The following is a 24,446-nucleotide window of genomic DNA, read 5'->3' on the forward strand; positions in this document are numbered from 1 at the left end:
ATAATATCTTTTCATATTTTTTAAGCAACAAGAGGTCTGACATGCTCCAAGCCCAGGTCGCCAGCTTCTTTCATACGGACACATCCACGTTCACCTACGTGGTTTATGCCGAAGGTCAACGCGAATGCGCCATCATTGACTCGGTGCTGGACTACGACGCCGCCTCCGGCCGCAGCAGCACCGTGTCTGCCCAGAAGGTCGTGGACTTTGTGCGCCAGCATCAGCTGGAGGTGCAATGGATTCTGGAAACCCATGCCCATGCCGACCATCTGTCCGCTGCGGTCTGGCTGCAAGAACAGGTGGGCGGGAAAATAGCCATTGGCGAACACATCAAGCAAGTGCAGTCCACGTTCAGCCGCACCTTTAATATAGAGGCCGAAATACAGGCCAACGGCACACCCTTCGATACGCTGTTCAAGGATCAGGAACCGTTCCAGATCGGCGCCATTCAAGTGCAGGCTTTGCACGTGCCCGGTCATACCCCGGCAGATATGGCCTATCACGTTCAAGGTCTGGGCGTATTTGTGGGCGACACCTTGTTCCTGCCCGATGTCGGTACCGCCCGCTGCGACTTTCCGGGCGGCAGCGCCAGCCAGCTTTATGAATCCATCCAGCGCCTGCTGGCCCTGCCCGCAGATACGGTCTTGTTCATGTGCCACGACTATCCGCCTGAAGGACGGGAGCCCCAGTTCCACTGCACGGTTCAGGAGCAGAAGGACGGCAACATCCACGTACACGACGGCATCAGCCAGGAACAGTTTTGCGAGCGCCGCCGCGCACGCGATAAAACCCTGGGCATGCCACGCCTGATCCTGCCTTCCATTCAAGTCAATATCCGCGCCGGACACTTTCCCGAACCAGAAAGCAATGGTCAGATCTATCTGAAACTGCCCGTCAATCTGCTTTGAATATGACTTTTTTTTGCGTCCGGGCAGACACAGGCTCGGACGTAGAAAAACTTTTAAGGCTCAGCCTGCGTATACTGCCCTTTTCTGCACCCTGAACTTCAGAAGGAAATAACAGGCATGACTTACGTGGCCATCAAACACTTGCACATGACAGCCGCCGGGCTGAGCATTTTGTTTTTCATTATTCGGGCCTTCTGGTCAGTCAGCGGATCATCCTGTTTGCAGAATCGCTTTGTGCGCATTGCCCCGCATGTCATCGATACCGTCTTGCTGGTCTGTGGTCTGGCGCTGGCCGGCATGTTGGGCGCAGCCGCCAACCAGCCCTGGCTGCTGACCAAGATTGTGCTGCTGGTGGTCTACATCGTGGTAGGCAGCTATGCCATCAAGCGCGGTAAAACCGCCTTTAGCCGCGGCGTGGCAGCCCTGATTGCGATTGCCATCTTTGCCTATATCGTAGGCGTGGCGCTGAATCGCAGCCCGGCGTCCTGGTTCGTCTAAACCAGTAGCCCACATACAAAAAAAGCCCCCACGCTACGCCTACGGCTTGCTGCCCCCCGAGGGGGAGCTTTTTGTCTTGGGACGGCCCGGCGACAAAAAAAGCCCCCACGCTACGCCTTCGGCTTGCTGCCCCCCGAGGGGGAGTTTTTGTCTCGGGACGGCCCGGCGACAAAAAAGCCCCTGTCAGTGAAAGTTATCTTCCACTGACAGGGGCTTTTTACATACCTGTCTTACCAGACACCTATCCAACGCTGTACCAGCAAACTGCTGACCGCCACCGCGATCCAGACTCCCAAGCCCAGCAAGGCAGGCCGCACGCCAGCTCGGGCCATCACACGCAAGTCCGAAGACAAACCGATAGCTGCCAGGGCCAGCACCATCAGGAACTCAGCCAGAAAACGCAGGGGTTCCAGCCACTCCACCGGCACCCAACCCAGCGAGCGCAGAGCCGAGGCCACCATGAACCAGACGATGAACCAGGGAAACACACGCATCAAGTCAAAATCCCGACCAGCCTGACGCGAACGCCACACTTCCAGACCCGCCAGAATCAGGCAAATCGGGATGATCAAGGTTGCCCGAGTCAGCTTGACGATAGTGGCGTGGTCACCGGCCTGACGGCTGTAGCTATAGCCTGCTGCCACTACTGAAGACGTATCGTTGATGGCGGTTCCCGCCCACACCCCAAAACCTGCGTCCGACATATTCATCATGTGACCGGCCAAGGGGAAAATCAGCACGGCCACAATATTGAAGATAAAAATGGTGGAAATCGCCAGTGCGGTTTCATGTTCCTCAGGCTTCAGAATAGGCGTGACCGCTGCAATGGCCGAGCCACCACAAATCGCTGTCCCCACCCCAATCAGGGTGCGCAGCTTGGAAGGAATCCCCAAGGCTCGGCCCAGCACCAGCGCCGTCACAAACGCCACCGTCAAGGTCACCAGGGTCACCGCCAGCGAATCCATGCCGGTACGCATCACTTGCGGCAGGCTCAAACCAAAACCCAGACCAATAATCGACCACTGCAACAACACCTTGGACGAAAAGCGCAAACCGGGCTGAAACACCGTAGCCACGCCCATGCTGTTACGCAATACCATGCCCAAGACAATCGCAAAAACCGGACCGCCAATCAAAGGCCACACTTTACCCAGGCCCATAGCGGCCACACCCACGGCCACCGCCAGTAAAAAACCCCACCAACGCGACGGCTTCAGAGAGAAACCCGATTTGCCCTGTGCCTTCAGGGTCGTGCTTCCTGCTGGTAAATCGGTCACACTGCTCATCTCGTCATTCCAGATATGTAATAAGTAAAAGTAATTTTAGGTTGACCCCGAGTATTAAAAAATTCATTATTACTTATCGTAAGTATCAATTTTATTTATCATGAATGCGATCAGCATCAGACAACTGGAAGTGTTCGTAGGCATTGCCACCTTGGGCACCGTGCGTGCTTGCGCCGCCCAGATTCACTTGTCCCAACCTGCCGCCAGCATGGCCTTGGCCGAGCTGGAAAAGCAGCTGGACTGTCCCCTGTTTGAACGCACGCCGGGGCGCATGCAGCTGACCAGCCGCGGCAAGCAATTGCTGCCACACGCTCGCGAAATTCTGGAACGCCTGCGGGAGATGCAAAGCCAGCAGGAAGAAAGCGAGTTGCGTGGTGAAATCCGCATCGGGGCCAGCAATACCGTCGGCAACTATCTGATTGGGGATCTGGTGGGGCAGTTTGTGCGCCAGCACCCGCGCGTGTCCCTGCATGTGTCGGTGGACAACACGGCCAACATCATCAATCAGTTGCTGGAACATGGCTGCGACATTGCCTGCGTGGAAGGCCCGGTCAATCACCCTCAGTTGGAAACCTGGATCTGGCGCGAAGATGCGCTGGTCGTCTGCGCCGCCCCCGATCACCCGCTGGCTACCAAGGCCACCTTGGAAAAACAGGACTTTGCGGGCATGAGCTGGATCATGCGCGAACGTGGCTCGGCCTCCCGAGCGCTGACCGAACAAGCCTTGAATGTGCTGCACGGCGGCCATGTGCTGATGGAGCTGGGTCAGGTAGAAGCCATCAAACAGGCGGTCATCGCCGGACTGGGCCTGGCTTGCCTGCCACAGGCAGCTACCCTGGATGCTGTTGCCAATCAGCGACTACGCATCCTGGACACCCCTTTTCTGGATTTGAAGCGCCGCCTGTCCCTGGTCCTGCATAAAGAACGCTACCGTAGCCAGGTGTTAAGCGCTTTTGCGGAACATGTACACAGCCCGGAGTCCGGTTCAAGCGCATCGGAAACTTGACGCAAGTTTGCATTCTGATGATGGTTGACACCCGCAGCAATGCTATTCTTGCTGCAGTGCAGCACAAACAGAAGGGACCATAAGTCCCGCTCTCCTGCCCACCTCTTGAACCGAGTGATGCCATGAACACTGTTCCTACGCCACAAGCGCAAGATGTCCCCGCTTTTGCCCGCCCCTCTTATTTGCCACCCTACGAAACGGTAGCCCTAGTATTGCAAGGCGGCGGCGCTTTGGGAGCCTATCAAGCCGGTGTATATGAAGGTTTGCTGGAAGCAGGAATCGAGCCAGACTGTTTATCCGGGATTTCAATTGGGGCCTTGAACACCGCGATTATTGCGGGCAATCCCCCCGAGCGGCAGGTAGAACGCCTGCGGGAGTTCTGGAATACCATTTGCGAGCCCTACTATGGCTGGTCCAGCCCAGCCTGCCTGGAGCGTGCCCTCTTTGGTATCAACGATGTCATGCGTGAGGCCATCAGCGCCTTCAATGCCAGCAACGCCCTGGTCTTGGGACAGCGTGGCTTTTTCCGCCCCCGTTTCCCCCCTCCAATGCAAGCCACACCGGGCGTGCCCGAAGGTGCCAGCTATTACGACACCAGCGCCCTGAAAGACACGCTGGAACGTTTATGTGACTTTGATCGCATCAACGACAAGCGTCAGCGCATCTCGGTAGGTGCTGTCAATGTAGGCACGGGCAACTTTGTTTACTTTGACAACCATCGCACTACCTTGCGAGCCGAACACTTCATGGCCTCGGGTGCCCTGCCTCCGGCTTTCGCCCCCGTGGAAATTGATGGTCAGTATTACTGGGACGGCGGTCTGGTTTCCAATACGCCGCTCTCTTATGTGCTGGATCAGTCACCCCGCCGGGACACTCTGGTTTTTCAAGTGGACTTGTGGAGTGCGCGTGGCCCGGTACCCAACAATATGGGTGAAGTCAGCGACCGCTTGAACGAGATCCGCTACTCCAGCCGTACCCGTATGGTGACCGAGGACATGCGTCATTCGCAGTACATGCGTCATATCCTGTCAGAGCTGCTCCCCCTGATCCCCGAAGATCAACGCAAAGACCTGTTGCCGTGCCGCCTGGCCGAAGAGCTGGCCAGCAACAAGCGCTACAACGTGGTGCACCTGATTTACCGCAACCAGCCCTACGAGCAGCACTACAAGGACTATCAGTTTGGTCGCATGACCATGCGCGAGCACTGGCGTAGCGGTCTGGATGATATTCGCCAGACGCTGATCCATCGAGACAAGCTGAACATGCCGGAGAACCTGGCCGGTTTCACCACCTACGACGTGCACCGCGACGAAATCGAAAAACGGCTGGCCAACAACGGCAAGTAAGCCAGCCTGTGCCGAGACTTAGCGGCGGCTCAAGACCATCGCGCCGCTAAGTACAAAGGCCGTACCCAGCAATTGCATGAGCGTAATCGGCTCCCCCAGAAACCAGTTCGCCAGAAACAGAACCGAAACTGGGCCAATCAGCCCCATTTGAGCACTCATGGGCGCGCCTACTCGCTCCACTGCCCACATTGTCATAAAGGTCGGCAAAACCGTATTGCAGACGGCGTGAATCATGGACAGGCCATAGACCGGCGCAGGCTGCACCAGCCCCTGCCAGCCCAGCACGGCAAAAAAGTGAATCAGGGTGTAGACCGCCGAGAAGGACATGGCATAAGCCACCAGCCGTGTAGAACCAATGGCCTTGAGCAGCTCGCCCGAACCAATCAGGTAGATGGCATAGGAAATGGCCGAACCCAACACGCAAAGCGCACCCAGCAGCACATCATCGCCGGTCAGGCTCAAGTCCTGCACAAAGACCAGCCCTACCCCTAAATAGGCCAGCGCCAGAGCCAGCCATTGTTTGGGCAGAATGCGTCGTTTCAGAAAGATGGCGGAGAACATCAGCACAAAGGTAGGCGACAAAAACAGAATCAGCCGCTCCAGCCCTGCCGAAATATATTCAAGGCCGATAAAGTCCAGCAAACTGGCCAGGTAATAGCCCAGAAAGCCCAGCACCACCAGCTCCAGCTTCTGACGACCAGTCAGTGCGGCCAGCTTGCCCTGCCGTACTTTCTTCACTTGCCAAAGGGCAATAGCCAGAAAGAAAGGCAGCGACAAGAGCATTCGAAAGCCAATAACGGTCAAGGCGTTGACATCGTATTGATAGGTCAGCTTGGCAACCACCGCTTTGGCGGAGAAAAGAATAGAGCCGCCCCCCGACAGGGCCAGTCCAATTAAAAAGGAACTGCGCTGCGCACTGGAGCTTTGACTAGCTTGCATGGGAATTCATCACTTTGCAGGGCGACACCGTCAGCACAAGAGCTGCTGGCCCCAGCGAAAAAAGAGTCAACAAGCCGTCGATTCTACTCTTTGCTTCTGGCAGCGGCCACGTTGACCCTGCCAATATCGCAGCCAATGGCCCACTAGAGTGCACAAGTCTCCAAAACCGGAAGATCGCGAATGACACGATGTCGAACCAACTCCTCAATAAAGACAAAGACTTAGTCTGCCCACCCGTGAAAACAGCACCAACATGCCAAAACTTTTGTGCTGTTCCTCCATGAAAACTTGCACATTTCGCAAAATACATGCTATATTCTTTTCCTCTGGTCCCCGATAGCTCAGTCGGTAGAGCGACGGACTGTTAATCCGCAGGTCCCAGGTTCGAGCCCTGGTCGGGGAGCCAAGAAAACCATTGAAATCAGCCCATAGCATTTGCTTTGGGCTGATTTTTTTTGTCCTTGCAAAATGCGTCTGTCCGATAACAACGCAGCGGCGCCATTAACATTTTGACAAACAAAATCCTTTAGCCAAAAAGACAGCGGGGCTGCATGTTGATGCCGCCCCGCTGTGGCTCTTTTCCCCTGACCTAGCCCCTGCCCGGGACGAGGCCGCCGCTGCTAACGCACTACGTCGACCCGGAGCTGGCAGAATCAGTCAGAAAGATCAGAAACGGTGCGTGATACCGACCGTGGCAACCGTGCTCTTCAGATCGCTGTAGTAGCCGATGTTGCGAGCGTAGGAGCCAATCGCGTACAGATTGGTGCGCTTGGACAGGTTGTGCAGGTAGCCAGCGCTAAATACGTGCTGGGTCTTGGCATCATCAGTACTGCGTGGAGTCGAGCGTGGATCAGCCATGGTCCAGGAAGCCAGAACCGAGCCGGCCTTGCCTGCAGGAACAGTCACGCCCAGCGCGTAGGAGTTAACCTTCAGGTCTTTGTGCAGTCCGGGACCAAACTGTTCGGTTTGCAGCGAGCCACCGATGTAACCGTTACGGCTTTGGCCAAAAGCAGCGTGCAAGGTAGCAAAGCTGAATTTGTAGCTGGCAGCCAGGTTCCAGGCGCTGACATTGCCGCTTTCAGCCGCAACCAGGTTGCCGCCTTGCTCACGAGCCGAACCATAACGGGCCTGGTCAAAGCTCAAGGCCGCTTTCAAAGGACCATTGGTGTAACGCATGGCCACGCTAAAGGCTTTCACGTTAGCGTCGTCGCTATTGATGGCATTGCCAGTCAAACCGCTACGATCCCACTTTTGTGCGCCGTTGGTATTGAAAGAATAGCCAGCACCGAACTGGAAGCCGGAGAACTCGGGGCTCTGGTAGGCGACCATATTGTCGTAACGAACCGTGTTGGCCGCATCAAATGCAGCACCCACGCCGTACTGATAGCCGTTGCCACCAAAGGGACTGGCTACACCGGCAACGTACAGGGAAGTCACAGTGGTTTGACGGCCCAGATCCACACGCCCCCAGGATTCGCCGCTCAGACCCAAGGTAGCTTGACGACCAAACAAGCGGTTCTGGCGCATATTGCCATCACTCAGATCAAAGCCGCTTTCCAGCATGAAGTTCGCTTTCAGACCGCCCCCCAGATCTTCACTGCCCATCAGGCCCCAGCGGTTACCCATCCAGCCCTGATCGTACAGACCAAAACGGCTTTGTTTCTCTGCGCCACCTTTCAGGTCGCTCCCTTTCCACTGCTCGTAGCCCAGGCCTGTATCCACCACGCCGTACAAGGTCACGTTTGATGCGGCGTATGCGGGAACCGCCAACACAGGCATCAACATGGCTGCCAAGATAGTTTTTTTCATGTTCTCTGTTCTCTGTAAACGTCTGAATGCCGGATTTCTTATCGTTGTCCGGCTCTTGATCAAGTGCTGGGTCCCACCGCCTGAAAAGCTGATTTCCCGACGTCAATCCCCTGCACCCCCTCCTATTTCTTGAAGCAAAACTGCTCAACAGATCAGCCCTGAAACAGGGATGAAAGGGGCTTGATAGTTGAGGCACATATACTGCAAGCATTTATATTTCAGACATAAACAATATTGGTGTCAATAAACTGAATCCAGCGTGTTTACTGGGTTTAATACGCATTTTCCCTAGTTTTTCACCTACAGAGAATTCAGCAAAAAATGGGCTAAACGGTCGCAAAGCCAATAAACAAAAGGCTTGCAACCATTTGCAACAAACCAGGCTCATGAGCCTTATTGACCAGACGGTATGTTTCCAATGAAAAAATCAGGATTTACGCCTATTGCCAAGGCCGCATCCGGTTTTGCGTATATGAAAATGAATTTCTCAAAAAATACCTCTTTACAATCTCGATAGCCCTACCCTATAATTATTTTCTTTGCTGGTCCCCGATAGCTCAGTCGGTAGAGCGACGGACTGTTAATCCGCAGGTCCCAGGTTCGAGCCCTGGTCGGGGAGCCAAAAATACAAAAAGCCCAGCTACGCAAGTAGCTGGGCTTTTCTACATTTGGACTCATGAAAAAAGCCTCTTGATTGCTCAAGAAGCCTTGTCTGCAAGATCACTATCCAGAATCGCTTACTTGGCTCCTGCGGGTGTAATGCTGATCTCATACGGCACGAAGTTCTCCACTTCCAGCAGATCCTTGGCCAACAAATCAACACGCTCGCCATTCATCACTGCAGTCGCCCCCGTCACCACCACTCGCAAATTCTGATCGCAAGCGATTTCGTTATACCAATAACCAGTGGCATAGCGATCGGCACTGGAACTTCCAAAATCGTCCACCTCGATCACATCCTCGGCCACCAGCTTATTGTTCTTCTTGCTTAGCACCTGAATATGAACCCTCAGTTGCTGCACCGGCTCCATTTGGGAATCAAAAGTAAAGTTCGCAGCGCACATTCCCTGATTCGCAAAGACCGTATCGGAATGCCACATCTGCACCGCCTGTGCCTGGCCAGCAACCACACCACCCAGCAGCATGGCCCCTGCAGCTAGCTTCACACTTTTACGAAAATCCACATTGCCCTCTCTTTTGCCATAGAAACCCAAGCGCTCTTATACACAAAAAAGAGAATAACCGCTGTGTTTGCAACATACGCTTCCAGAAACGTCCAGTTTGCAACACTGAAGTATTTCACTCCATAGGCTGCGTAACTGGCGATAATGCAGCATCCCGTTTTCTATCCCGGTCTGTCGCGCCGGAACCTGCCGATTATTTCGCTGCTTGCACTCTTTTATGCTTGATACTCTTTTCCCCTTTTTAGGGGGGCTTGGCCTTTTCCTGATTGGCATGATGCTGCTGTCCGAAGGACTGGTGGCTTTTGCGGGTGGCTCTCTCAAGCAGATCCTGCTGGCGTTTACCGGCAGGCCCATCAAGGCCTTTGTTTCCGGCGCCCTGATTACCGCACTGGCCCAATCCTCTACCGCCACCACCGTCACACTGATTGGTTTTGTCAGTGCAGGCCTGATCTCCTTTACACAAGCCATAGGCGTAGTCATCGGTGCCAGTCTGGGCAATACCGCCACCGGCTGGATCATCTCGGGTCTGGGGCTGAAAGTGAATCTGGGCTTTTACACCCTGCCGTTGATCGGCTTGGGTGCCCTGCTCAAACTGCTTGCCCCCGGTCGCTATAAGGAGCTGGGCCGGGCACTGGCAGGCTTTGGCACTCTATTTCTTGGATTGGGCATGCTGCAAGACGGCATGCAAGGGCTGGCAGCCAGCTTCAGCCTGGCCCATATGCCAACAGGAGGCTATGGCGCACACCTGTTGATCATGCTGACCGGCCTGGCTCTGACCGCCGTGCTGCAATCCTCGACCGCCGCAATCGCCATGACCTTGACCGCATTGGATGCCGGTGCCGTCAGCTTTGACCAGGCCGCCGCCATTGTCGTGGGAGCCTCCATAGGCACCACCCTAACCGGCGTACTGGTTGCGATCGGTGGCACCATTTACGCAAAACGCACAGCCATTGCCTACATTCTGTTCAACGTTATTGCCGGTCTATTGGGGCTGCTGATCCTGCCCTTGTTCCTGAAAGCCATGTACGCCACAGGCTCCTACATCAACGTTCCTCCCGGTGCATTGGGACTGGCGGCCTTTCACAGCCTGTTCATCGGCCTGGGGGCTGCCTTGTGCCTGCCCTTTACCCAGCAGTTTGCTCGCTGGGTACAAGGCCTGGTACCCGATCGGGCTGCCCGCCCCCAGCACCATCTGGACGACAGCTTGCTGCAAGTACCGGCCCTGGCCCTGGAGACCACACAACGCACCCTGGAAGAGTTGGCCCAGCGCCTGCTGAACCTGTATCAGCACAGTCTGAACATGAGCCGCCCCAGCACCGCCACTGCCGACCTGCAGCAAATCGAGACAGTCCTGGATCAAGCCTACGAATTTGTATTACGCATCCCCAGCGCTGCCGATGATCCCGCCGTTGCCGCCCGTATCAGCGCGCTCTTGCACACCATTGACCATATGCAGCGCCTGCGCAGCCGGCTGCAACATCCGCCCAGCACGGACCTGCAGGACAATCGTTACCAGCAAGCCCAAACCCTGGCCACAGAGCTCAATACCCTGGCGCAGCAAGGCCTGCACGGACAAGCCCCTGGTGATTGGCTGGAGCAAGTACAAGCCAGAGCCCAGGCCCTGGCTGATTTGTTAAGCGCCGTTCGCAGTCAGCTTCTAGCCGCGCCACAAGGCCATGATGATGTCTCACGCACCTTGCGCATCACAGACACCCATCGCTGGTTCGAACGCAGCAGCCAGCATGTCTGGCGCAGCAGCTATTACTTGCAGCTGGCTCGCCAACCGGAGCAATAAGCCCCAAGCCCATACATTAACCCGGCTGGCGCCGCTACCCGCAAGCAGGCGCCCCCAGCTTACCCTTCATACTTGAAGCAACTTTTGGGGCTCTCCTGCCGCGCAAAACTCATATGACAAGAATATGCAAAACAAGCGTGTTTTAAAGCCCACAGAAACCCAATAAACAGATACCAAGATTCACGCTCATAGTAAGGATTCCCCCTTACAATCGGCTCAAATTCACGCTAATGGAAAAACTCCATGTCCACCCGGCCAAATCTACAATTCCATACCTTTTTGCTTTTGCTGGCCGCTGTATCCGCTGCCTTTGTCTGGATACTTCTTCCCTTTTATGGCGCCATATTCTGGGGTGCCGTTCTGGCTATCTTGTTTACCCCCTTGCAACGCAAACTGCTGGCTAAAACCAAAGGCCGGCGGTCTCTATCTGCCCTGATCAGTTTGCTGGTCATCATTTTGATCGTCATTATTCCGGTCATCCTGATTTCCATTTCCCTGGTTCAACAAATCGCCTCTTTGTACGATTTGATGAATAGCGGTCAGCTCAATCCGGGCGCCTACCTGCAAAAAATACTGAATGCCCTGCCTCCTAGCGTGACGGATTTTGCCGCTCGTTTTGGTCTGCATGACTTTGCATCCCTGCAAGAGAAGTTCTCTGAGTTTGCCGTGCAAGGCGGCCAGTTCCTGACGAAACAAGCCCTGAACGTCGGCCAGAACACCTTCCAGTTCCTGGTCAGCCTGGGCATCATGCTGTACATGCTGTTCTTCCTGCTGCGCGATGGCGTGGAGCTGGGTCGTCATTACCGCCAGTTGATCCCTCTGAGCGAGGGCCAGAAAACCCATCTGTTCCGCAAATTCACCACTGTGGTACGCGCTACCGTCAAAGGCAATATCGCTGTGGCAGCCACCCAAGGTGCGCTGGGCGGGGTCATGTTCTGGTTCCTGGACATTCAAGGCGCACTGTTCTGGGGTGTGCTGATGGCCGTGCTGTCCTTGCTGCCTGCCGTAGGCGCCTCGCTGATCTGGGCTCCGGTTGCCATCTACTTCTTTGTCTCGGGCCACTACGTCCCCGGCATCATCCTGACCGCCTTTGGTATTTTGGTAATCGGCCTGGTAGACAACCTGCTGCGCCCCCTGCTGGTGGGTAAAGACACCAAGATCCCGGACTACGTGATCCTGATCTCCACCCTGGGCGGTTTGTCGATTTTCGGCCTGAACGGCTTTGTGATTGGCCCGCTGATCGCCGCCATGTTCATTGCCTGCTGGGACCTGTTCCCTTCGGCCGTCAGCGCCCGCGTGGAAGCGGAAGAGCAAGATAGCAACGGCAAATAAAAACAGGCCAGCTTTGCGACTGGCCTGCCAATAGTCCAAGCAAGCAATCCCAGGGCCTGTTCCATGCTTGATCAAAAGCACAGAACAGGCCCTTATTCATTTCATCAAGTCCGCAGCACGGGCAGGAACACAATCCAGATATTGACGGCCAAGGCCAGGAACCACACCAGCGAACGCAAGGTGGCCTTGTCCATTATGTACATCAGCAAATACAGCACGCGCAGCACAATCCAGGAAATCATCAGGTTCTGCACGCGCAAGGCATCCGCCCCCGACCATAAGGCCAGCAAGACAGCCGCGTAAAAGAACGGCAAGGCCTCAAACGCATTGGCCTGCGCCGCATTGGCCCGACCACGCCAGCCCGACAGGCTGGCCAGCCACGGACGAGGCTCATGATTCGTAAAGCCCGCCCCACCGGCTTTGGCACAAATCGCCGCCAACCAAGGCAAGAAAGCCGCTACCACCAAACTGATCTTGATCCCCAGCATCATCGTCCCCTTCACAGGCTGAAAACGCCCAACATAGCACGCCGCAGCCCAAATGCGTGCGCAGAATTTACAAACCCGAAAAAAACAGGATATACTTATCGTCTTAGGTTAGCCGATGTAGCTCAGTCGGTAGAGCAGCTCATTCGTAATGAGAAGGTCGAGGGTTCGATTCCTTTCATCGGCACCAGCTAATCTAAAACCATTGAAATAAAATAATCAATAACTCAGTTAAATCAATGGTTTAACATCAGAAGCAATTAATCGCCTGCTTTCAAATATTTCACATAGACGGCCCCAAAAAAGCCCCACGGCTAGCCTCATGCAAATGGGCATATGGCAAGCAATGCCAAACATGCAGCGGCCATAGCAAGCCAGCCCAGAAACCGTTAGGTTTCTCCGCTCACCAACACATCATTGCCGAGCTGAGAACCAAAAAAATAAACCCCCAGGCTCGAAAGCCGGGGGGATCAGTACTCCAAGGCCACGTCGGTAGCTTTTTTATAACCTCACGGCCCGACCACTTGGCTGACATGCTCCGGAATATTCCAGGCCCCCCCAGCGCGAATCAGAGCACAGCGCCCGGTGTCGCCGCGTTCACTTCCAACAAAGTCGGTTCCATCCCAGACCGATGCCTCGTAACTCCAGCAATCGCCCAAGCCCCGCCCCTTCATGCTGGACGAGATCATTCCATTATCGTAATCAGTGGCGCTGGTACTCACTAACACCGGAGCAGACTGCATATTGTTATTGATCACAAAATAGGCTGCCCCTCCGTTGTAAGCGGCTAACCAGCAAGGCGCGCCAACCAGGGAGAACTGCTGATTCAATCGTGCGATTTCCCATGGCTCGGACAGCATGTCAGCACTACAGGATTGCTCTTCATCAGCGGCAAGTACCTTCAACAGCACAGGCCGAATCAAGGCATCCTCTTGCGCTGTCATGGGGCGCAAGCTTTTATCCACTACCGGTGCACGGTTGATAACTGGCGCAGCAATAGGTGCCTTGACCGTAGACTCGCTGCCCTTCCCTTTACGCAGAATAGCCCCTGGCGTATTGACACGTCCTTGAACGTCATCCATTTTCAACAAGACGGCACTGGAACCTGCCCCCGAGAATGCATAAGTGCTGCCATTCCCACGAAAGGAAATTACGGCGTCTTTTTTCAAGGCTGCCAAAAACTGGGCTAACTGCGCCTCACTCATTTGCCAAGACTCGTCACCCGCAACACTCAGTGAACCGGCTTTACGGCCCGCAATAACAAGTTCTGGCACTGAGCCTTTTGGCCACTCGGGATCGTCGTAATGTGCAAGCATGACTCTATTTGCCACCGGCTCTCCACTGCCCGCTTTACGCGTCAATAACACCGTTGAGCCCAGCTCTTCACCTTCAGCCGCATAACCGGCGGCGCGGCAGGTTAGCGTGTTATCGCAACGTAGATCCCAGTCTTTATGAGAAAACGCCACTGACGCAGCATTAGCCGCTGAACCTCCCATACAAAGTACTAGCGATATGGCGGCTGTTCGTACTGAAAAAAACGCACTGTGATCTTGTTTTTGCCCGCTCATTTTCTCTCCTCCCTAAGGTGTTATCTGGATACACAGCACATATTACGTCGCGGCAAGGCTAAATGCGTTTTCCCAAGTCCATGTCAGAAAACCACATTAAACGTCTGACCGCCTGTGTTCGTGACATTATTCTGTTCAATCGTCCCCTTGCAAGGCTTGTCGCTATCTGGCTAAGCCACAGGCACCTGGCTCGCCCTGTTTCCGTTTGTGCTCGTGTCAATCCTCTGTATAGAATGCAGAAAAAAACCATGCCATGTTTATCAAACGATAGATAATCAAACCTCATCCACGTCGAGTAAATTCTGATGCGCAAATATCTGAACCCTATTGCAGTTGGCTTGCTCAGTTTCCTCGCCGTTGCCAGCCACGCGGCTTCTCCGGATTTTTCCGTCACGACTGAAGACCTTAAAAAGCTGCGCTCGACCTCCGTCATGCCACGCGAAGCGAGTCCCTCGGCAGCCACACCTAAAGATCCGGCCAAGGACTCGGAGTTCAGCAGAAACTTCCAGAAGGCGATGAACAATGAGGAAAAGGCTCGCCAAGCGGCACGAGAACAGCAACTTGAGCGCAACCGCCTGCCCCAGCTTGAGCAGAACAGAAACCCGGCCAATCGCTTCGGCCCGCCCAACAACAAGAAAGAGAATATGGGGATTTATTTTGATGCCGACGGCACCGCAGCTACCTCTTGCCGAGAGGACGAGCAAGGAAAGACTCGCTGCAAGGTACGTGAGCTCAGGTAGTAACCAGCCCGGGGCTTACAGCCTGCGCGCTGTTTCCAGGGACGAGCCTTAACGGGGTGAAGGCACTCATAGACCGTCCAACAAATTGGCACCTGGCTTGTATCCAGAGCTACGTCTGGATCAACCGATACCTCAACTTGAGGAGCGGCTCGCCCTTTGGTGGCATGAAGGAAAGCGGCATAGGACGCGAGCACTGCCGTGAAACCTTGAACATATACTCGGAACTGAAAGCCATCACGGTGCAAAACAGCTTACCGCAACCTGGGTTTGCTGTTTGAGCCAGGCAAGCATCAACGGCGGAGCTGAAAAGGGATAAAAAAACCAGCCTCAGCTTTGCCGCCTGGAGAAACGACGCGGGGAAGCCCGCGTCCACTCTTTGAAGGCGCGCGAAAAAGTCACGGTATCCGAATAACCAAGCTGCTCGGCAACGACGGACAAAGGCTGGTCAGCAGACTGCAACATGGCTTGTGCTCGCTCCTGGCGAACGGTCTGCGATGCGCTATGAAAAGATGCCCCCTCTTCCATCAAGCGTCGACGCAAAGATCGAGCCGACATCCCCAGAACCAAAGTAATGGAATCTCAATCTACCGGCGCACGCCCCAAACGCCGGGCAATCGCTTCCTCTACTTGCTCTGTCACAGCTTTCGCCACCGTAATCTCTGGCCCCATCAGGTCCGGCAAATGACATTCCAGCACAGACTTGAGCCGGGTATCCTGACTGCGCGGCCAAATGGCCCGATTCTGAATCCAGTGACTAAGCGTCGTGGTCTCAGCCTGAGCCATTACATGCAGGGATGCTCTGGTTTGCCAATGGCCTTGAAACATGCCAAACGAATCCAGCGTAGCCCGCGGGCTCCCCGATACGCAAGGCACAGACCACTGGTCCAGATACTTCCCCACGTATAACGGGCATTTCACGCGATACCCCGTCAAAACGGGGGCTGATCAAATCTCATCCCGCCTCATCAATCATATCGCCGCCAGCCAATCCACTGCCCCCTCACCCAGGCTGGAGCGAACCAGCCCGACCACCCGCGATCACTTCTTCATATACCGCGGCATCAATCAGCAAGCGGGAGCCCACTGTACATATTTGACCAGAATTGAAGAAAACAGCAGCGGCCGCACCAGGCACTGCTCGGCTCACATCAGCATCAGCCGAAATAACAGTGGAGGACTTGCCACCCAACTCCAGAGGGACAGGTTTCATGGTCGGAGCCGCTGCCGCCCAAACGGAAAACAGCTGTCTAGGCAAAAGAATGACAAGGGCCCACATAGTAAGCGCCACCTCGGTCAAACACCCTGCCCATACCTCTGCCTGGATTAGCGGCAGCGTCATACCACCAGCCCTCCTGGGCAAGCGTCATGCTTTGCCGACCGAAGGAAATATCAATGCCATCCTGGCCCAAGCAGGGAAGCAAGTCCTCCGAGCACTACCCCAAATACGCATCCTCAAAACTGGCACGCCTTTCTTTCCCTATGGAATAACCGCCAGGGTCACCGTCGCCCTAAGTGCCAGAGCTGACCAAGCCCAGGCTACCGAAAACAGAGCCAGCGCCAATACGGTCCGGGCGATCTATAAAGTTATGCTTGCTGCTCAAAATACCAAAGACACGGCCAGATCAGCATTGAGCTCAGTACCCTCTTCACAATAGAGCTCGTTAGGCTTGAGACTCAGGAATAGAGGTGCATAAGATGCCCGCGGCGAGCAAGGACGCGCGAATGGTTAAGTGCATGGAGCAACTCCTTTCTTTTTTATAGTAACTACAGCCTGAAAACATCCTGTGTGATGCCGATGAGCGCAGAAAGAACATCTAGAATTGAGTCCGCTACTCAAAATGGGCTGCTCGCACAAAAACGCATAGCTGCTAGTACATATTCGATGTATTTGCCTGCTGATTTTTTCACGACAATACGCCAAATAGCGAGCAACACAGCAACATCTTGGTGGAGAAAAAAATGCGAACTCAGGTAGCTATTATCGGAGCAGGCCCGTCCGGTTTGCTGCTGGGACAAATCTTGTCCCGAAACGGTATCGACAACGTCATTCTTGAACGTCAAACGGGAAACTATGTTCTGGGCCGCATTCGGGCCGGTGTGCTGGAAAGCGTAACCGTCGATGCCCTGGAACAGGCTGGTGTCACCGATAATCTGAAAAAAAATGGCCTGGTGCACAATGGCTGCGAACTGGTGTTCGACAACACCTCGTTCCGAGTCGATTTTGAAAAACTGGTCAATCGCCATGTCGTGGTCTATGGCCAGACCGAAGTCACCCGCGACTTGATGCAAGCGCGTGAAAAGATCGGTGCGACAACTGTCTATGAAGCCCAAGATGTGGCCTTGCATGAAGTGGAAAGCAGCCACCCCTATGTCACCTATAAGCACGAAGGAAAGGCGCACCGTCTGGACTGCGACTTCATCGTGGGCTGTGACGGCTTTCATGGCATATCACGCCCCACCATTCCGGCCGATATCCTGAAAACCTACGAATGTGTGTATCCCTTTGGTTGGTTGGGCCTGATGGCAGACACCCCCCCGGTCTCCGACGAACTGATCTATGTCAAGCATGAGCGCGGCTTTGTGCTTTGCAGCCAGCGTTCCAAAACACGCAGCCGCTACTATCTTCAAGTGCCCTTGAGTGACAAGGTAGAAGACTGGTCCGATGAGCGATTCTGGGACGAACTACGCACCCGCCTGGGGCCGACACGTTCTGCCAACCTGGTCACTGGCCCCAGCATTGAAAAAAGCATTGCTCCGTTGCGTAGCTTCGTGACCGAACCCATGCGCCATCACAACCTGTTCCTGGCAGGTGATGCAGCCCATATTGTGCCTCCCACTGGGGCCAAGGGCCTGAATCTGGCCGCCAGTGATGTCTTGTATCTCTCGGAGGCGCTGCTGGACTTCTACCAGAACCAGTGCCGCGAAAAAATAGAGAACTACTCAGATCGTTGTCTGAAACGTATCTGGGGAGCGGAACGTTTCTCCTGGTACATGACCCGGATGATGCATACTTTCCCGGACATGAATCATTGGGATCACAAGCTTCAGGCAGCCGAATTTAATCAACTGATGAACTCCGAGCACGGCGCCCGCCTGCTTGCCGAGAACTATGTTGGCCTTCCCTACTAACAAAAAACATCAAAATCAATCGTAACCAGGAGACGGATATGGCTTACCACAGGCCAGCAATACAAGGCTTCACTTGCCACGCTTTCAGAACAGCTCGCTTGCTGACATTGGCGGGGCTGGGGGGCTTGTGTTTTTCGACAAGCGCTGCCGCCGAACAAGCAAAGACACTGGGGCAGAAAACCTACGAAAAAACCTGTATTTACTGTCACGAAGCAGGAATTGGCCCGGAACTGAAAGGCCGGCAGCTTCCGCCCGAGTTCTTTGCCATTATTGTGCGCAGCGGCCTAAGAGCCATGCCTGCCTTTCCGCAGACCCATATCAACGATGCCACCCTCAAGGAGCTAGGTCAGTATCTGTCCACCTCCCCGGCCCGGGTGCCCGCCAGCGCTACCAGCAAATAAGGAGCCTGGCATGAACAGTCAACGTCGTCAGGTTCTCAAAGGCATGGTACTGACAGGATCGGCCCTGGGCAGCCTGGGTTCGTCCGCCACTGCCTGGGCAAACCGTGTACAGCAAGCGCCGCCCCTGCATGTCATTCTTACGCCGGGCCAATGCGCGTCGGCCTTTCTCAGTGGCGTACAGGCGTACCAGCCCGCGTCAGCCCCCCAGGTGCTGTACACCAGCACCGACTTGTCCTTTCTGCGCCAATGGCAAACCCTGCTAGAGCAGACAGGGCCTAAAAAAATCCTGGGGCTGGTCGATGATGCCAGCGCCACCATTGTGATCGATCTGCTGCGCAACGCTCAGGGCCGTCTGCATTGGCAGGCCCACCACGCACAGCTCAGCACCCGGGACAGCCAAGGTCTGGGCGCTGCCTTGGCCGGGGCCGCACCCATACAATCTGCCATTCAAAACACACACTACGTAAACGGCCATCACGTGTCGTTCATGCTCGAAATTTAAGGAGGGGGTCGTGCAAAACAACAAACAAATGGTGCTACCCAAAGGGGTAGATCAGTCCCAGTTTCAACAGGCGCTGACCCAGTTCCAGACCTTGTTGGGCAAGGAAAATGTCCTGCTGGAATCGGCACAGATTCAGCCCTACACCAAAATCATGATGTCGGTCTCCGAAGAGGCGCATACGCCCTCGGCGGTGCTGTCGGCCACTACCGTGGAACAGGTACAGCAGATCGTCAAGATCTGCAACGAATACAAGATCCCTATCTGGACCATTTCCACTGGGCGCAACTTCGGTTATGGCTCGGCCGCGCCCGGACAACGGGGCCAGGTGGTGCTGGATCTGAAAAAAATGAACAAGATCCTCCATGTGGACCCTGATCTGTGCACCGCTTTGGTCGAACCCGGGGTGACGTATCAGCAGCTCTACGACTATCTGGAGGACAACAACATTCCTCTCATGCTGTCCTTTTCTGCGCCCTCGGCCATTGCCGGCCCTTTGGGCAATACGATGGATCGTGGCGTGGGCTATACCCCGTACGGCGAACACTTCATGATGCAATGCGGCATGGAGCTGGTGCTGGCCGACGGCCAGGTATTGCGTACCGGAATGGGCAGCGTTCCAGGTGACAAGGCCTGGCAGGTTTTCAAATGGGGATATGGCCCAACGCTGGACGGCATGTTTACCCAGGCCAATTACGGCATTTGCACCAAAATGGGGTTTTGGCTCATGCCCAAACCCCCGGTCTACAAACCCTTTGAAATCAAATTCGAGGAAGAAGCCGATATTGCCGATATCGTGGAGATGATTCGCCCCTTGCGCATTGCCCAGGTTATCCCCAACTCGGTGGTTATTGCCAATATTCTGTGGGAAGCTGCTACCTGCAACACCCGACGCAGCGACTACCTGAGCGAACCGGGCGCCACTCCGGACAGCGTGTTGAAGCAAATTCAGAAAGACAAGAACCTGGGAGCCTGGAACGTCTACGCCGCCCTGTACGGTACACAAGAACAAGTAGATGTGAACTGGAAAATTGTCCAGGAAGCAGTCAAGAAAATGGGTAAAGGCACGCTGGTAACCCAGGAAGAGGCCGGCGACACACAACCGTTCAAATACCGCGCCGAACTGATGTCGGGCGTGCCCAATTTACAGGAATTTGGCCTGTACAACTGGCGTGGAGGTGGTGGCTCCATGTGGTTCGCTCCCGTCAGCCAGGCCCGTGGCAGCGAGTGCGACAAGCAAAAAACACTGGCCAAGGCCATTTTGAACAAGCACGGGCTCGATTACGTCGGTGAGTTCATTGTGGGCTGGCGAGACATGCACCATGTCATCGATGTGCTTTACGATCGCAGCAATCCACAAGAGACAGCACGAGCCGATGCCTGCTTTAATGAACTGCTCGATGAGTTCGAGAAAGAAGGGTATGCCGTGTATCGGGTCAATACACGCTTTCAGGAGCGGGTCGCCCAATCATACGGAACGGTGAAACGCCAGGTCGAACACGCGATCAAGCGCGCCCTGGACCCGAACAATATCCTGGCACCGGGCAAATCCGGCATTGACCTGAACAACCCGTTTTAACTTTGCCTATCTATCCGCAGTATTGCAGGAGACATAATGAACACCAGTCAACTATTGATCAATGGCCAGCTTCGTGACGCCAGTGGTCAACGGACATTTACGCGCCAGAACCCCGTTACAGGCCAAGCCGCGACCATCGCGGCAGCCGCCCAAGCTGAGGATGTGCAAGCCGCCCTGCAGGCCGCCGAACAAGCCTTTGTACACTGGTCAGCCCTGGGCCCCACCGAGCGCCGGCTGCGCCTGCTCAAAGCCGCTGACCTCATGGACGAGCGCGCGGCCGAATTTATCGCAACAGTACGTCAGGAAACGGGTTCGACGGACTCCTGGTATGGTTTCAACGTGCATTTATCGGCCAACATCTTGCGCGAGGCCGCTGCCATGACCACGCAGATTGATGGCTCCATCATCCCCTCGGATCTGCCCGGCAGCCTGTCCATGGCCTATCGCGTCCCCTGCGGCGTGGTCGTGAGCATCGCCCCCTGGAATGCGCCCGTGATTCTGGCCACTCGTGCTATGGCCATGCCCCTGGCCTGCGGCAACACCGTCATTCTGAAAGCCTCCGAACAGTGTCCGGCCACCCATGTTCTGCTGGGACAAGTGCTCAATGACGCAGGCGTCGGAGCCGGCGTGATCAACGTCATTACCAACGCCCCTGAAGATGCGCCTGCCGTAGTCGAGCAGCTCATTGCACACCCGGCGGTCAAGCGCATCAATTTCACAGGCTCCACCAAAGTTGGCAAGATCATCGCCGCAACTGCCGCCAAATACCTTAAACCCGTCCTGCTCGAACTGGGTGGCAAGGCACCGGTTATTGTGTGCGAGGACGCCGACCTGGAACAGGCCGTCGCCGGTGTTGCCTTTGGCGCTTACTTCAATCAAGGTCAGATATGCATGTCAACCGAACGCTTGATTGTGCATGAATCGATTGCCCCGTCATTTCTGGAAAAACTGGTCGCCAAAATCAAGACCATTCCGGTTGGCTCACCCGATCAGGCAGACACGCGCTTTGCCTATCTGGAAAGTGTCCAGTCTGCCCAGCGCATCCAGGCTCTGGTGGAGGACGCCGTTGCCAAAGGTGCTTCCTTGCCGCTGCCCCTGAACATCGAGGGCGCCCTGATGCATCCGCTGATCGTCAATGACGTCACCCCCGACATGCAGCTCTATGCCACGGAGTCCTTTGGCCCCGTCGTCACCATGACCCGCTACCGTGAGGACAGCGAGGCAATCCGCTTGGCCAACGATAGCGAATATGGCTTGGCGGCAGCAGTATTCACGCAGGATGTAAACCGTGGTCTGCGCATTGCCAAACAGATCCAGAGCGGCATCTGCCACATCAATGGACCTACCGTCCATGATGAAGCCCAAGCCCCATTTGGCGGCATGAAAGCCAGCGGTTATGGCCGCTTTGGCAGCAAGTCCGCCATCAATGAGTTCACCGAACTGCGCTGGATTACCGTCCAGACTACCCCCCGCCAGTATCCTTTATAAATCTGGCCTGCAGGCCCGGGCGCAGGATCGGTCCCGGGCCGACCCTGCGCCCTGTTGTCATGCCTCACCCTGCCTCTGTACCGCTTGCCCCTTTTCAAAAAAAAATGTTGCCCGCACTGTTGGCGTTGGCAATCTTCATGCAAATGCTGGACGTCACCGTGCTCAACACGGCGCTGCCCAGCATGGCCCGCGACCTGAACACCTCAGCCCTGCACATGCAGTCGGTCATCGTCAGCTACGTACTGACTGTGGCAGTATGCATCCCCGTCAGCGCGCACCTGAGCGACCGTTTTGGCACACGACGAATCTTCATGGCCGCCATGTTTCTGTTTGGTCTGGGATCGCTGTTGTGTGCCCTGTCCTCGCAGTTGTCCATGTTGCTGGTCTCCCGTGTGGTTCAGGGCATGGGCGGAGCCTTGCTGACCCCAGTGGCACGGCTGGTATTGATGAAATCATTTCGCAATGCCGAGTTATTGCGTGTACTGAACTATGCCGTCATGCCCGCTCTGCTGGGGCCCATACTGGGGCCGCTGGTAGGCGGCTATTTGGTGCAATATGCCAGTTGGCACTGGATTTTCCTGATCAATCTGCCCTTTGCCCTGCTGTCCCTGTTTTTTGCCAGCAAGTGGATGCCTAACTACACCGAAACGCCGGGAAAACTGGATCTGCACGGCTTGCTGCTGTTCACTGGCAGCGCCTGCCTGCTAACGCTGGGCTTTGAACTGTCTGGCAGCCTCGCCAGCCCCGCTTTGTCAGGGATGTTAATACTGGCCGGTTTTCTTCTTCTGCTAGGTTACAAGCGTCATGGCACGCACAAGCAAAACGCCTTGTATCCAGGCCATCTGCTGTCTGTACGTACCTATCGGATTGGTTTGAGCAGCAATCTGCTTAGCCGGATCGGCATGGCCGCATTGCCCTTTTTGCTGCCCATGCTGTTTCAGATCAGCTTTGCCTACAGCCCCGTGCAATCCGCTTTCTTACTGTTGCCCATGGCCATTTCCGCCATGGCAGCCAAACCCTTTTTGCACCCATTGCTGAACCGATTTGGCTATCGGTCCATTTTGCTAAGCAATACCATCCTGATCGGCCTGCTGATTACAGCGCTGGCTTTTATTGACGCGCAGACCAGTACCTTGTGGATCAGTCTGCACTTACTGCTTTTGGGAGCCGCCAATTCGATTCAGTTCAGCGCCGTCAACACCCTGACCATGGCCAGATTGCGTCCCTATCAAAAAAGCAGTGGCAATAGCCTGATGGCGGTAAACCAGCAACTGGCCATGGGTTTGGGAACCGCTATAGGTGCCATGCTTCTGCGCTACGGACAAGCCCTATTTGGCGCCTCATCCGTACAGACGGCCACCACCGCCTTCCAGTTCACGTTTGTCATTGTCGGGCTCATTACCCTGAGCTCCGCATTCCTTTTTCGACGCTTGCATGCCATGGATGGGCATAACATGACCCAAAAGCAAGGCGCTTAATCATCCCGGCCAGGAAAATGTCGCTGGCAAATATCAATCAGGATCTGCCGCACTTTAACCTGGAGTTTGGTGGGCAAACGTTTGGAGGAATAGGCCAGATACAAACGATTGACCAAGGCCGGCTGCTCGATTGGAATAGCCGTCAATAAGCCACTTTGCGGGATGAACTCCAACACCGAGCGGGACAAAATGGCAGCCCCCATGCCTTTGGCCAGCAATTGAATAATCACCCCCACACTGTTGATTTCAAACTCGATCTGCGGCTTCAGATTGAGCTTTTGCATCTCTTTTTCCACCAACATCCGAAAACTGTTGGACAGGCTAGGCATGATCAGCGGAATATCGGCCAGATCTTTAAGCGCGATGCGGCTGCGTCCCTGCGCATAAGGGCTGTCCACACCGCAGATCAGGTGCAACTGTTCCTCGGCCAGTAGCTGCGTCTCCAGTGTTGGCGAGGAAGAAGGGTTGTACAGCAATCCCATATTGACCCGATCCAGATGAATTTGCTCCTCCAGGTTAACCGTCAGTGACTCGATAATCGTCAGGTGTGCATCGGGTAATTGTTCCTTGAACGCCTGCACGACATCCAAAGAAATGGTGCGCGCCACCGTGGGCGGCAAACCTAAATACATGTGCCCGGTCAGCTTGCCCTCAGACAGACTCAGATCCTCCTGCGCCTGCTCCAACTGGCGCAAGATCAGACGACTGTGCTTGAGCAAGATCTTGCCGGCGTCGGTCAGCATGACACCGCGCCCGTGACGAATCAGCAAATTCTGCCGCAAATCAATTTCCAGCTTGCGAATCTGCCGGCTCAGGACTGGCTGAGCCACATTGGTAAATTCTGCAGCTCGGGTATAGCTGCCCAGTTCGGCCACATGCGTGAAGTAGCTCAATTGCTTGAGATCGATCACGTATTCCATAGGGCGCTTGTCTTCGCTATGTTTTTTTGACATATCTACTAGTCGGGTTTCGTTCT

General features: G+C 55.1%; 24 protein-coding genes and 3 tRNA genes. 17 read left to right on the forward strand and 10 right to left on the reverse strand.

Annotated elements, in window-relative coordinates:
* Positions 1-41 precede the first annotated feature (41 nt).
* Together MID00_RS01110 and MID00_RS01115 are read left to right on the forward strand one after the other, a co-directional pair.
* Positions 42-908, forward strand: a complete 867-nt coding sequence (locus tag MID00_RS01110; RefSeq protein ID WP_254499560.1) for an MBL fold metallo-hydrolase — start codon at positions 42-44, stop codon at positions 906-908.
* A gap of 117 nt (positions 909-1,025) precedes the next feature.
* Positions 1,026-1,406: a SirB2 family protein gene (locus MID00_RS01115; protein ID WP_060186835.1), complete on the forward strand. Its 381-nt coding sequence runs from the start codon at positions 1,026-1,028 to the stop codon at positions 1,404-1,406.
* A 230-nt stretch (positions 1,407-1,636) separates the two neighbouring features.
* Here MID00_RS01115 and MID00_RS01120 read toward each other — a convergent pair whose 3' ends face one another.
* Positions 1,637-2,692: a YeiH family protein gene (locus MID00_RS01120; protein WP_060186834.1), complete on the reverse strand. Its 1,056-nt coding sequence runs from the start codon at positions 2,690-2,692 to the stop codon at positions 1,637-1,639.
* A gap of 100 nt (positions 2,693-2,792) precedes the next feature.
* Here MID00_RS01120 and MID00_RS01125 point away from each other — a divergent pair, with 100 nt between their 5' ends.
* Entirely contained in the window at positions 2,793-3,698 is a 906-nt protein-coding gene (locus tag MID00_RS01125) for a LysR family transcriptional regulator (RefSeq protein WP_254499561.1), read from the forward strand.
* A gap of 122 nt (positions 3,699-3,820) precedes the next feature.
* Positions 3,821-5,044: a patatin-like phospholipase family protein gene (locus tag MID00_RS01130; RefSeq protein WP_021446842.1), complete on the forward strand. Its 1,224-nt coding sequence runs from the start codon at positions 3,821-3,823 to the stop codon at positions 5,042-5,044.
* Between the two features lie 18 nt (positions 5,045-5,062).
* On the opposite strand, the gene MID00_RS01135 is transcribed toward MID00_RS01130, so the two are convergent.
* The gene (locus tag MID00_RS01135) at positions 5,063-5,983 is read right to left on the reverse strand and encodes a DMT family transporter (protein WP_009456073.1); all 921 of its coding nucleotides are present in this window, start codon (positions 5,981-5,983) and stop codon (positions 5,063-5,065) included.
* A gap of 330 nt (positions 5,984-6,313) precedes the next feature.
* Here MID00_RS01135 and MID00_RS01140 point away from each other — a divergent pair.
* Positions 6,314-6,389 (forward strand) — tRNA-Asn (locus MID00_RS01140).
* 260 nt (positions 6,390-6,649) lie between these two features.
* Here MID00_RS01140 and MID00_RS01145 read toward each other — a convergent pair.
* Positions 6,650-7,792, reverse strand: a complete 1,143-nt coding sequence (locus tag MID00_RS01145) for a porin (RefSeq protein WP_035268974.1) — start codon at positions 7,790-7,792, stop codon at positions 6,650-6,652.
* A gap of 546 nt (positions 7,793-8,338) precedes the next feature.
* On the opposite strand from MID00_RS01145, the gene MID00_RS01150 reads away from it, so the two are divergent.
* Positions 8,339-8,414: transfer RNA gene (locus MID00_RS01150), tRNA-Asn, on the forward strand.
* 115 nt (positions 8,415-8,529) lie between these two features.
* Here MID00_RS01150 and MID00_RS01155 read toward each other — a convergent pair.
* The gene (locus tag MID00_RS01155) at positions 8,530-8,976 is read right to left on the reverse strand and encodes an IrmA family protein (protein WP_021446843.1); all 447 of its coding nucleotides are present in this window, start codon (positions 8,974-8,976) and stop codon (positions 8,530-8,532) included.
* A 217-nt stretch (positions 8,977-9,193) separates the two neighbouring features.
* On the opposite strand from MID00_RS01155, the gene MID00_RS01160 reads away from it, so the two are divergent.
* Both MID00_RS01160 and MID00_RS01165 read left to right on the forward strand, forming a co-directional pair.
* Positions 9,194-10,771, forward strand: a complete 1,578-nt coding sequence (locus MID00_RS01160; protein ID WP_179136441.1) for a Na/Pi cotransporter family protein — start codon at positions 9,194-9,196, stop codon at positions 10,769-10,771.
* A gap of 243 nt (positions 10,772-11,014) precedes the next feature.
* Positions 11,015-12,103 carry an AI-2E family transporter gene (locus tag MID00_RS01165; RefSeq protein ID WP_021446845.1) on the forward strand — a complete coding sequence of 363 codons (1,089 nt, stop codon included), beginning with the start codon at positions 11,015-11,017 and terminating at the stop codon, positions 12,101-12,103.
* Positions 12,104-12,207: 104 nt separating this feature from the next.
* On the opposite strand, the gene MID00_RS01170 is transcribed toward MID00_RS01165, so the two are convergent.
* On the reverse strand, positions 12,208-12,591 hold the full coding sequence (locus MID00_RS01170) for an MAPEG family protein (protein ID WP_021446846.1): 384 nt from the start codon (positions 12,589-12,591) through the stop codon (positions 12,208-12,210).
* A 111-nt stretch (positions 12,592-12,702) separates the two neighbouring features.
* Here MID00_RS01170 and MID00_RS01175 point away from each other — a divergent pair.
* Positions 12,703-12,778, forward strand: a tRNA-Thr gene (locus MID00_RS01175).
* A gap of 319 nt (positions 12,779-13,097) precedes the next feature.
* On the opposite strand, the gene MID00_RS01180 is transcribed toward MID00_RS01175, so the two are convergent.
* The gene (locus MID00_RS01180) at positions 13,098-14,156 is read right to left on the reverse strand and encodes a DUF1176 domain-containing protein (protein WP_254499562.1); all 1,059 of its coding nucleotides are present in this window, start codon (positions 14,154-14,156) and stop codon (positions 13,098-13,100) included.
* 305 nt (positions 14,157-14,461) lie between these two features.
* Here MID00_RS01180 and MID00_RS01185 point away from each other — a divergent pair, with 305 nt between their 5' ends.
* Together MID00_RS01185 and MID00_RS20630 are read left to right on the forward strand one after the other, a co-directional pair.
* Positions 14,462-14,896: a hypothetical protein gene (locus MID00_RS01185; protein ID WP_009456088.1), complete on the forward strand. Its 435-nt coding sequence runs from the start codon at positions 14,462-14,464 to the stop codon at positions 14,894-14,896.
* A 164-nt stretch (positions 14,897-15,060) separates the two neighbouring features.
* Positions 15,061-15,174, forward strand: coding sequence for an aldehyde dehydrogenase (locus MID00_RS20630; protein ID WP_009456090.1), 114 nt, complete (start codon positions 15,061-15,063; stop codon positions 15,172-15,174).
* A 49-nt stretch (positions 15,175-15,223) separates the two neighbouring features.
* Here the strand turns inward: MID00_RS20630 and MID00_RS01190 are convergent, their stop codons facing one another.
* From MID00_RS01190 to MID00_RS01200, 3 genes are all read right to left on the reverse strand, one after another.
* A complete protein-coding gene (locus tag MID00_RS01190; RefSeq protein ID WP_250756933.1) occupies positions 15,224-15,451 on the reverse strand; it encodes a helix-turn-helix domain-containing protein in 228 nt (75 codons plus the stop codon).
* 24 nt (positions 15,452-15,475) lie between these two features.
* The gene (locus MID00_RS01195) at positions 15,476-15,721 is read right to left on the reverse strand and encodes a hypothetical protein (protein ID WP_009456095.1); all 246 of its coding nucleotides are present in this window, start codon (positions 15,719-15,721) and stop codon (positions 15,476-15,478) included.
* Positions 15,722-15,896: 175 nt separating this feature from the next.
* Complete coding sequence (locus tag MID00_RS01200; protein WP_021446847.1) at positions 15,897-16,106, reverse strand: aldehyde dehydrogenase family protein; 210 nt, start codon at positions 16,104-16,106, stop codon at positions 15,897-15,899.
* Positions 16,107-16,855: 749 nt separating this feature from the next.
* Here MID00_RS01200 and pobA point away from each other — a divergent pair.
* The 6 genes from pobA (at position 16,856) to MID00_RS01230 (ending at position 23,470) form a co-directional block, all read left to right on the forward strand.
* The gene (pobA, locus tag MID00_RS01205; protein WP_009456098.1) at positions 16,856-18,025 is read left to right on the forward strand and encodes a 4-hydroxybenzoate 3-monooxygenase; all 1,170 of its coding nucleotides are present in this window, start codon (positions 16,856-16,858) and stop codon (positions 18,023-18,025) included.
* Between the two features lie 38 nt (positions 18,026-18,063).
* Positions 18,064-18,426 carry a cytochrome c gene (locus tag MID00_RS01210; protein WP_254499563.1) on the forward strand — a complete coding sequence of 121 codons (363 nt, stop codon included), beginning with the start codon at positions 18,064-18,066 and terminating at the stop codon, positions 18,424-18,426.
* Positions 18,427-18,436: 10 nt separating this feature from the next.
* Complete coding sequence (locus tag MID00_RS01215; protein WP_021446850.1) at positions 18,437-18,928, forward strand: hypothetical protein; 492 nt, start codon at positions 18,437-18,439, stop codon at positions 18,926-18,928.
* A 10-nt stretch (positions 18,929-18,938) separates the two neighbouring features.
* Complete coding sequence (locus MID00_RS01220) at positions 18,939-20,504, forward strand: FAD-binding oxidoreductase (RefSeq protein ID WP_009456102.1); 1,566 nt, start codon at positions 18,939-18,941, stop codon at positions 20,502-20,504.
* A 36-nt stretch (positions 20,505-20,540) separates the two neighbouring features.
* On the forward strand, positions 20,541-21,992 hold the full coding sequence (locus MID00_RS01225; protein ID WP_009456104.1) for an aldehyde dehydrogenase: 1,452 nt from the start codon (positions 20,541-20,543) through the stop codon (positions 21,990-21,992).
* A gap of 104 nt (positions 21,993-22,096) precedes the next feature.
* Positions 22,097-23,470, forward strand: coding sequence for an MFS transporter (locus tag MID00_RS01230; protein WP_250756928.1), 1,374 nt, complete (start codon positions 22,097-22,099; stop codon positions 23,468-23,470).
* Here the strand turns inward: MID00_RS01230 and MID00_RS01235 are convergent.
* Positions 23,467-24,423 carry a LysR family transcriptional regulator gene (locus MID00_RS01235; RefSeq protein ID WP_022983202.1) on the reverse strand — a complete coding sequence of 319 codons (957 nt, stop codon included), beginning with the start codon at positions 24,421-24,423 and terminating at the stop codon, positions 23,467-23,469. The two genes, MID00_RS01230 and MID00_RS01235, sit on opposite strands and share 4 nt — an antisense overlap.
* Positions 24,424-24,446: the final 23 nt, after the last annotated feature.

This window comes from Alcaligenes sp. NLF5-7 (assembly GCF_024266725.1).
Lineage (GTDB): Bacteria > Pseudomonadota > Gammaproteobacteria > Burkholderiales > Burkholderiaceae_B > Alcaligenes > Alcaligenes phenolicus.

What these genes read in the sequence shown, in the direction of transcription:
- MID00_RS01110 (WP_254499560.1), top strand. Translation starts at nt 42, where the DNA reads ATGCTCCAAGCCCAGGTCGCCAGCTTCTTTCATACGGACACATCCACG.
- MID00_RS01115 (WP_060186835.1), top strand. Translation starts at nt 1,026, where the DNA reads ATGACTTACGTGGCCATCAAACACTTGCACATGACAGCCGCCGGGCTG.
- MID00_RS01120 (WP_060186834.1), bottom strand. Translation starts at nt 2,692, where the DNA reads ATGAGCAGTGTGACCGATTTACCAGCAGGAAGCACGACCCTGAAGGCA.
- MID00_RS01125 (WP_254499561.1), top strand. Translation starts at nt 2,793, where the DNA reads ATGAATGCGATCAGCATCAGACAACTGGAAGTGTTCGTAGGCATTGCC.
- MID00_RS01130 (WP_021446842.1), top strand. Translation starts at nt 3,821, where the DNA reads ATGAACACTGTTCCTACGCCACAAGCGCAAGATGTCCCCGCTTTTGCC.
- MID00_RS01135 (WP_009456073.1), bottom strand. Translation starts at nt 5,983, where the DNA reads ATGCAAGCTAGTCAAAGCTCCAGTGCGCAGCGCAGTTCCTTTTTAATT.
- MID00_RS01145 (WP_035268974.1), bottom strand. Translation starts at nt 7,792, where the DNA reads ATGAAAAAAACTATCTTGGCAGCCATGTTGATGCCTGTGTTGGCGGTT.
- MID00_RS01160 (WP_179136441.1), top strand. Translation starts at nt 9,194, where the DNA reads ATGCTTGATACTCTTTTCCCCTTTTTAGGGGGGCTTGGCCTTTTCCTG.
- MID00_RS01165 (WP_021446845.1), top strand. Translation starts at nt 11,015, where the DNA reads ATGTCCACCCGGCCAAATCTACAATTCCATACCTTTTTGCTTTTGCTG.
- MID00_RS01170 (WP_021446846.1), bottom strand. Translation starts at nt 12,591, where the DNA reads ATGCTGGGGATCAAGATCAGTTTGGTGGTAGCGGCTTTCTTGCCTTGG.
- MID00_RS01180 (WP_254499562.1), bottom strand. Translation starts at nt 14,156, where the DNA reads ATGAGCGGGCAAAAACAAGATCACAGTGCGTTTTTTTCAGTACGAACA.
- MID00_RS01185 (WP_009456088.1), top strand. Translation starts at nt 14,462, where the DNA reads ATGCGCAAATATCTGAACCCTATTGCAGTTGGCTTGCTCAGTTTCCTC.
- MID00_RS20630 (WP_009456090.1), top strand. Translation starts at nt 15,061, where the DNA reads ATGAAGGAAAGCGGCATAGGACGCGAGCACTGCCGTGAAACCTTGAAC.
- MID00_RS01190 (WP_250756933.1), bottom strand. Translation starts at nt 15,451, where the DNA reads ATGTCGGCTCGATCTTTGCGTCGACGCTTGATGGAAGAGGGGGCATCT.
- MID00_RS01195 (WP_009456095.1), bottom strand. Translation starts at nt 15,721, where the DNA reads ATGTTTCAAGGCCATTGGCAAACCAGAGCATCCCTGCATGTAATGGCT.
- MID00_RS01200 (WP_021446847.1), bottom strand. Translation starts at nt 16,106, where the DNA reads ATGAAACCTGTCCCTCTGGAGTTGGGTGGCAAGTCCTCCACTGTTATT.
- pobA (WP_009456098.1), top strand. Translation starts at nt 16,856, where the DNA reads ATGCGAACTCAGGTAGCTATTATCGGAGCAGGCCCGTCCGGTTTGCTG.
- MID00_RS01210 (WP_254499563.1), top strand. Translation starts at nt 18,064, where the DNA reads ATGGCTTACCACAGGCCAGCAATACAAGGCTTCACTTGCCACGCTTTC.
- MID00_RS01215 (WP_021446850.1), top strand. Translation starts at nt 18,437, where the DNA reads ATGAACAGTCAACGTCGTCAGGTTCTCAAAGGCATGGTACTGACAGGA.
- MID00_RS01225 (WP_009456104.1), top strand. Translation starts at nt 20,541, where the DNA reads ATGAACACCAGTCAACTATTGATCAATGGCCAGCTTCGTGACGCCAGT.
- MID00_RS01230 (WP_250756928.1), top strand. Translation starts at nt 22,097, where the DNA reads ATGTTGCCCGCACTGTTGGCGTTGGCAATCTTCATGCAAATGCTGGAC.
- MID00_RS01235 (WP_022983202.1), bottom strand. Translation starts at nt 24,423, where the DNA reads ATGTCAAAAAAACATAGCGAAGACAAGCGCCCTATGGAATACGTGATC.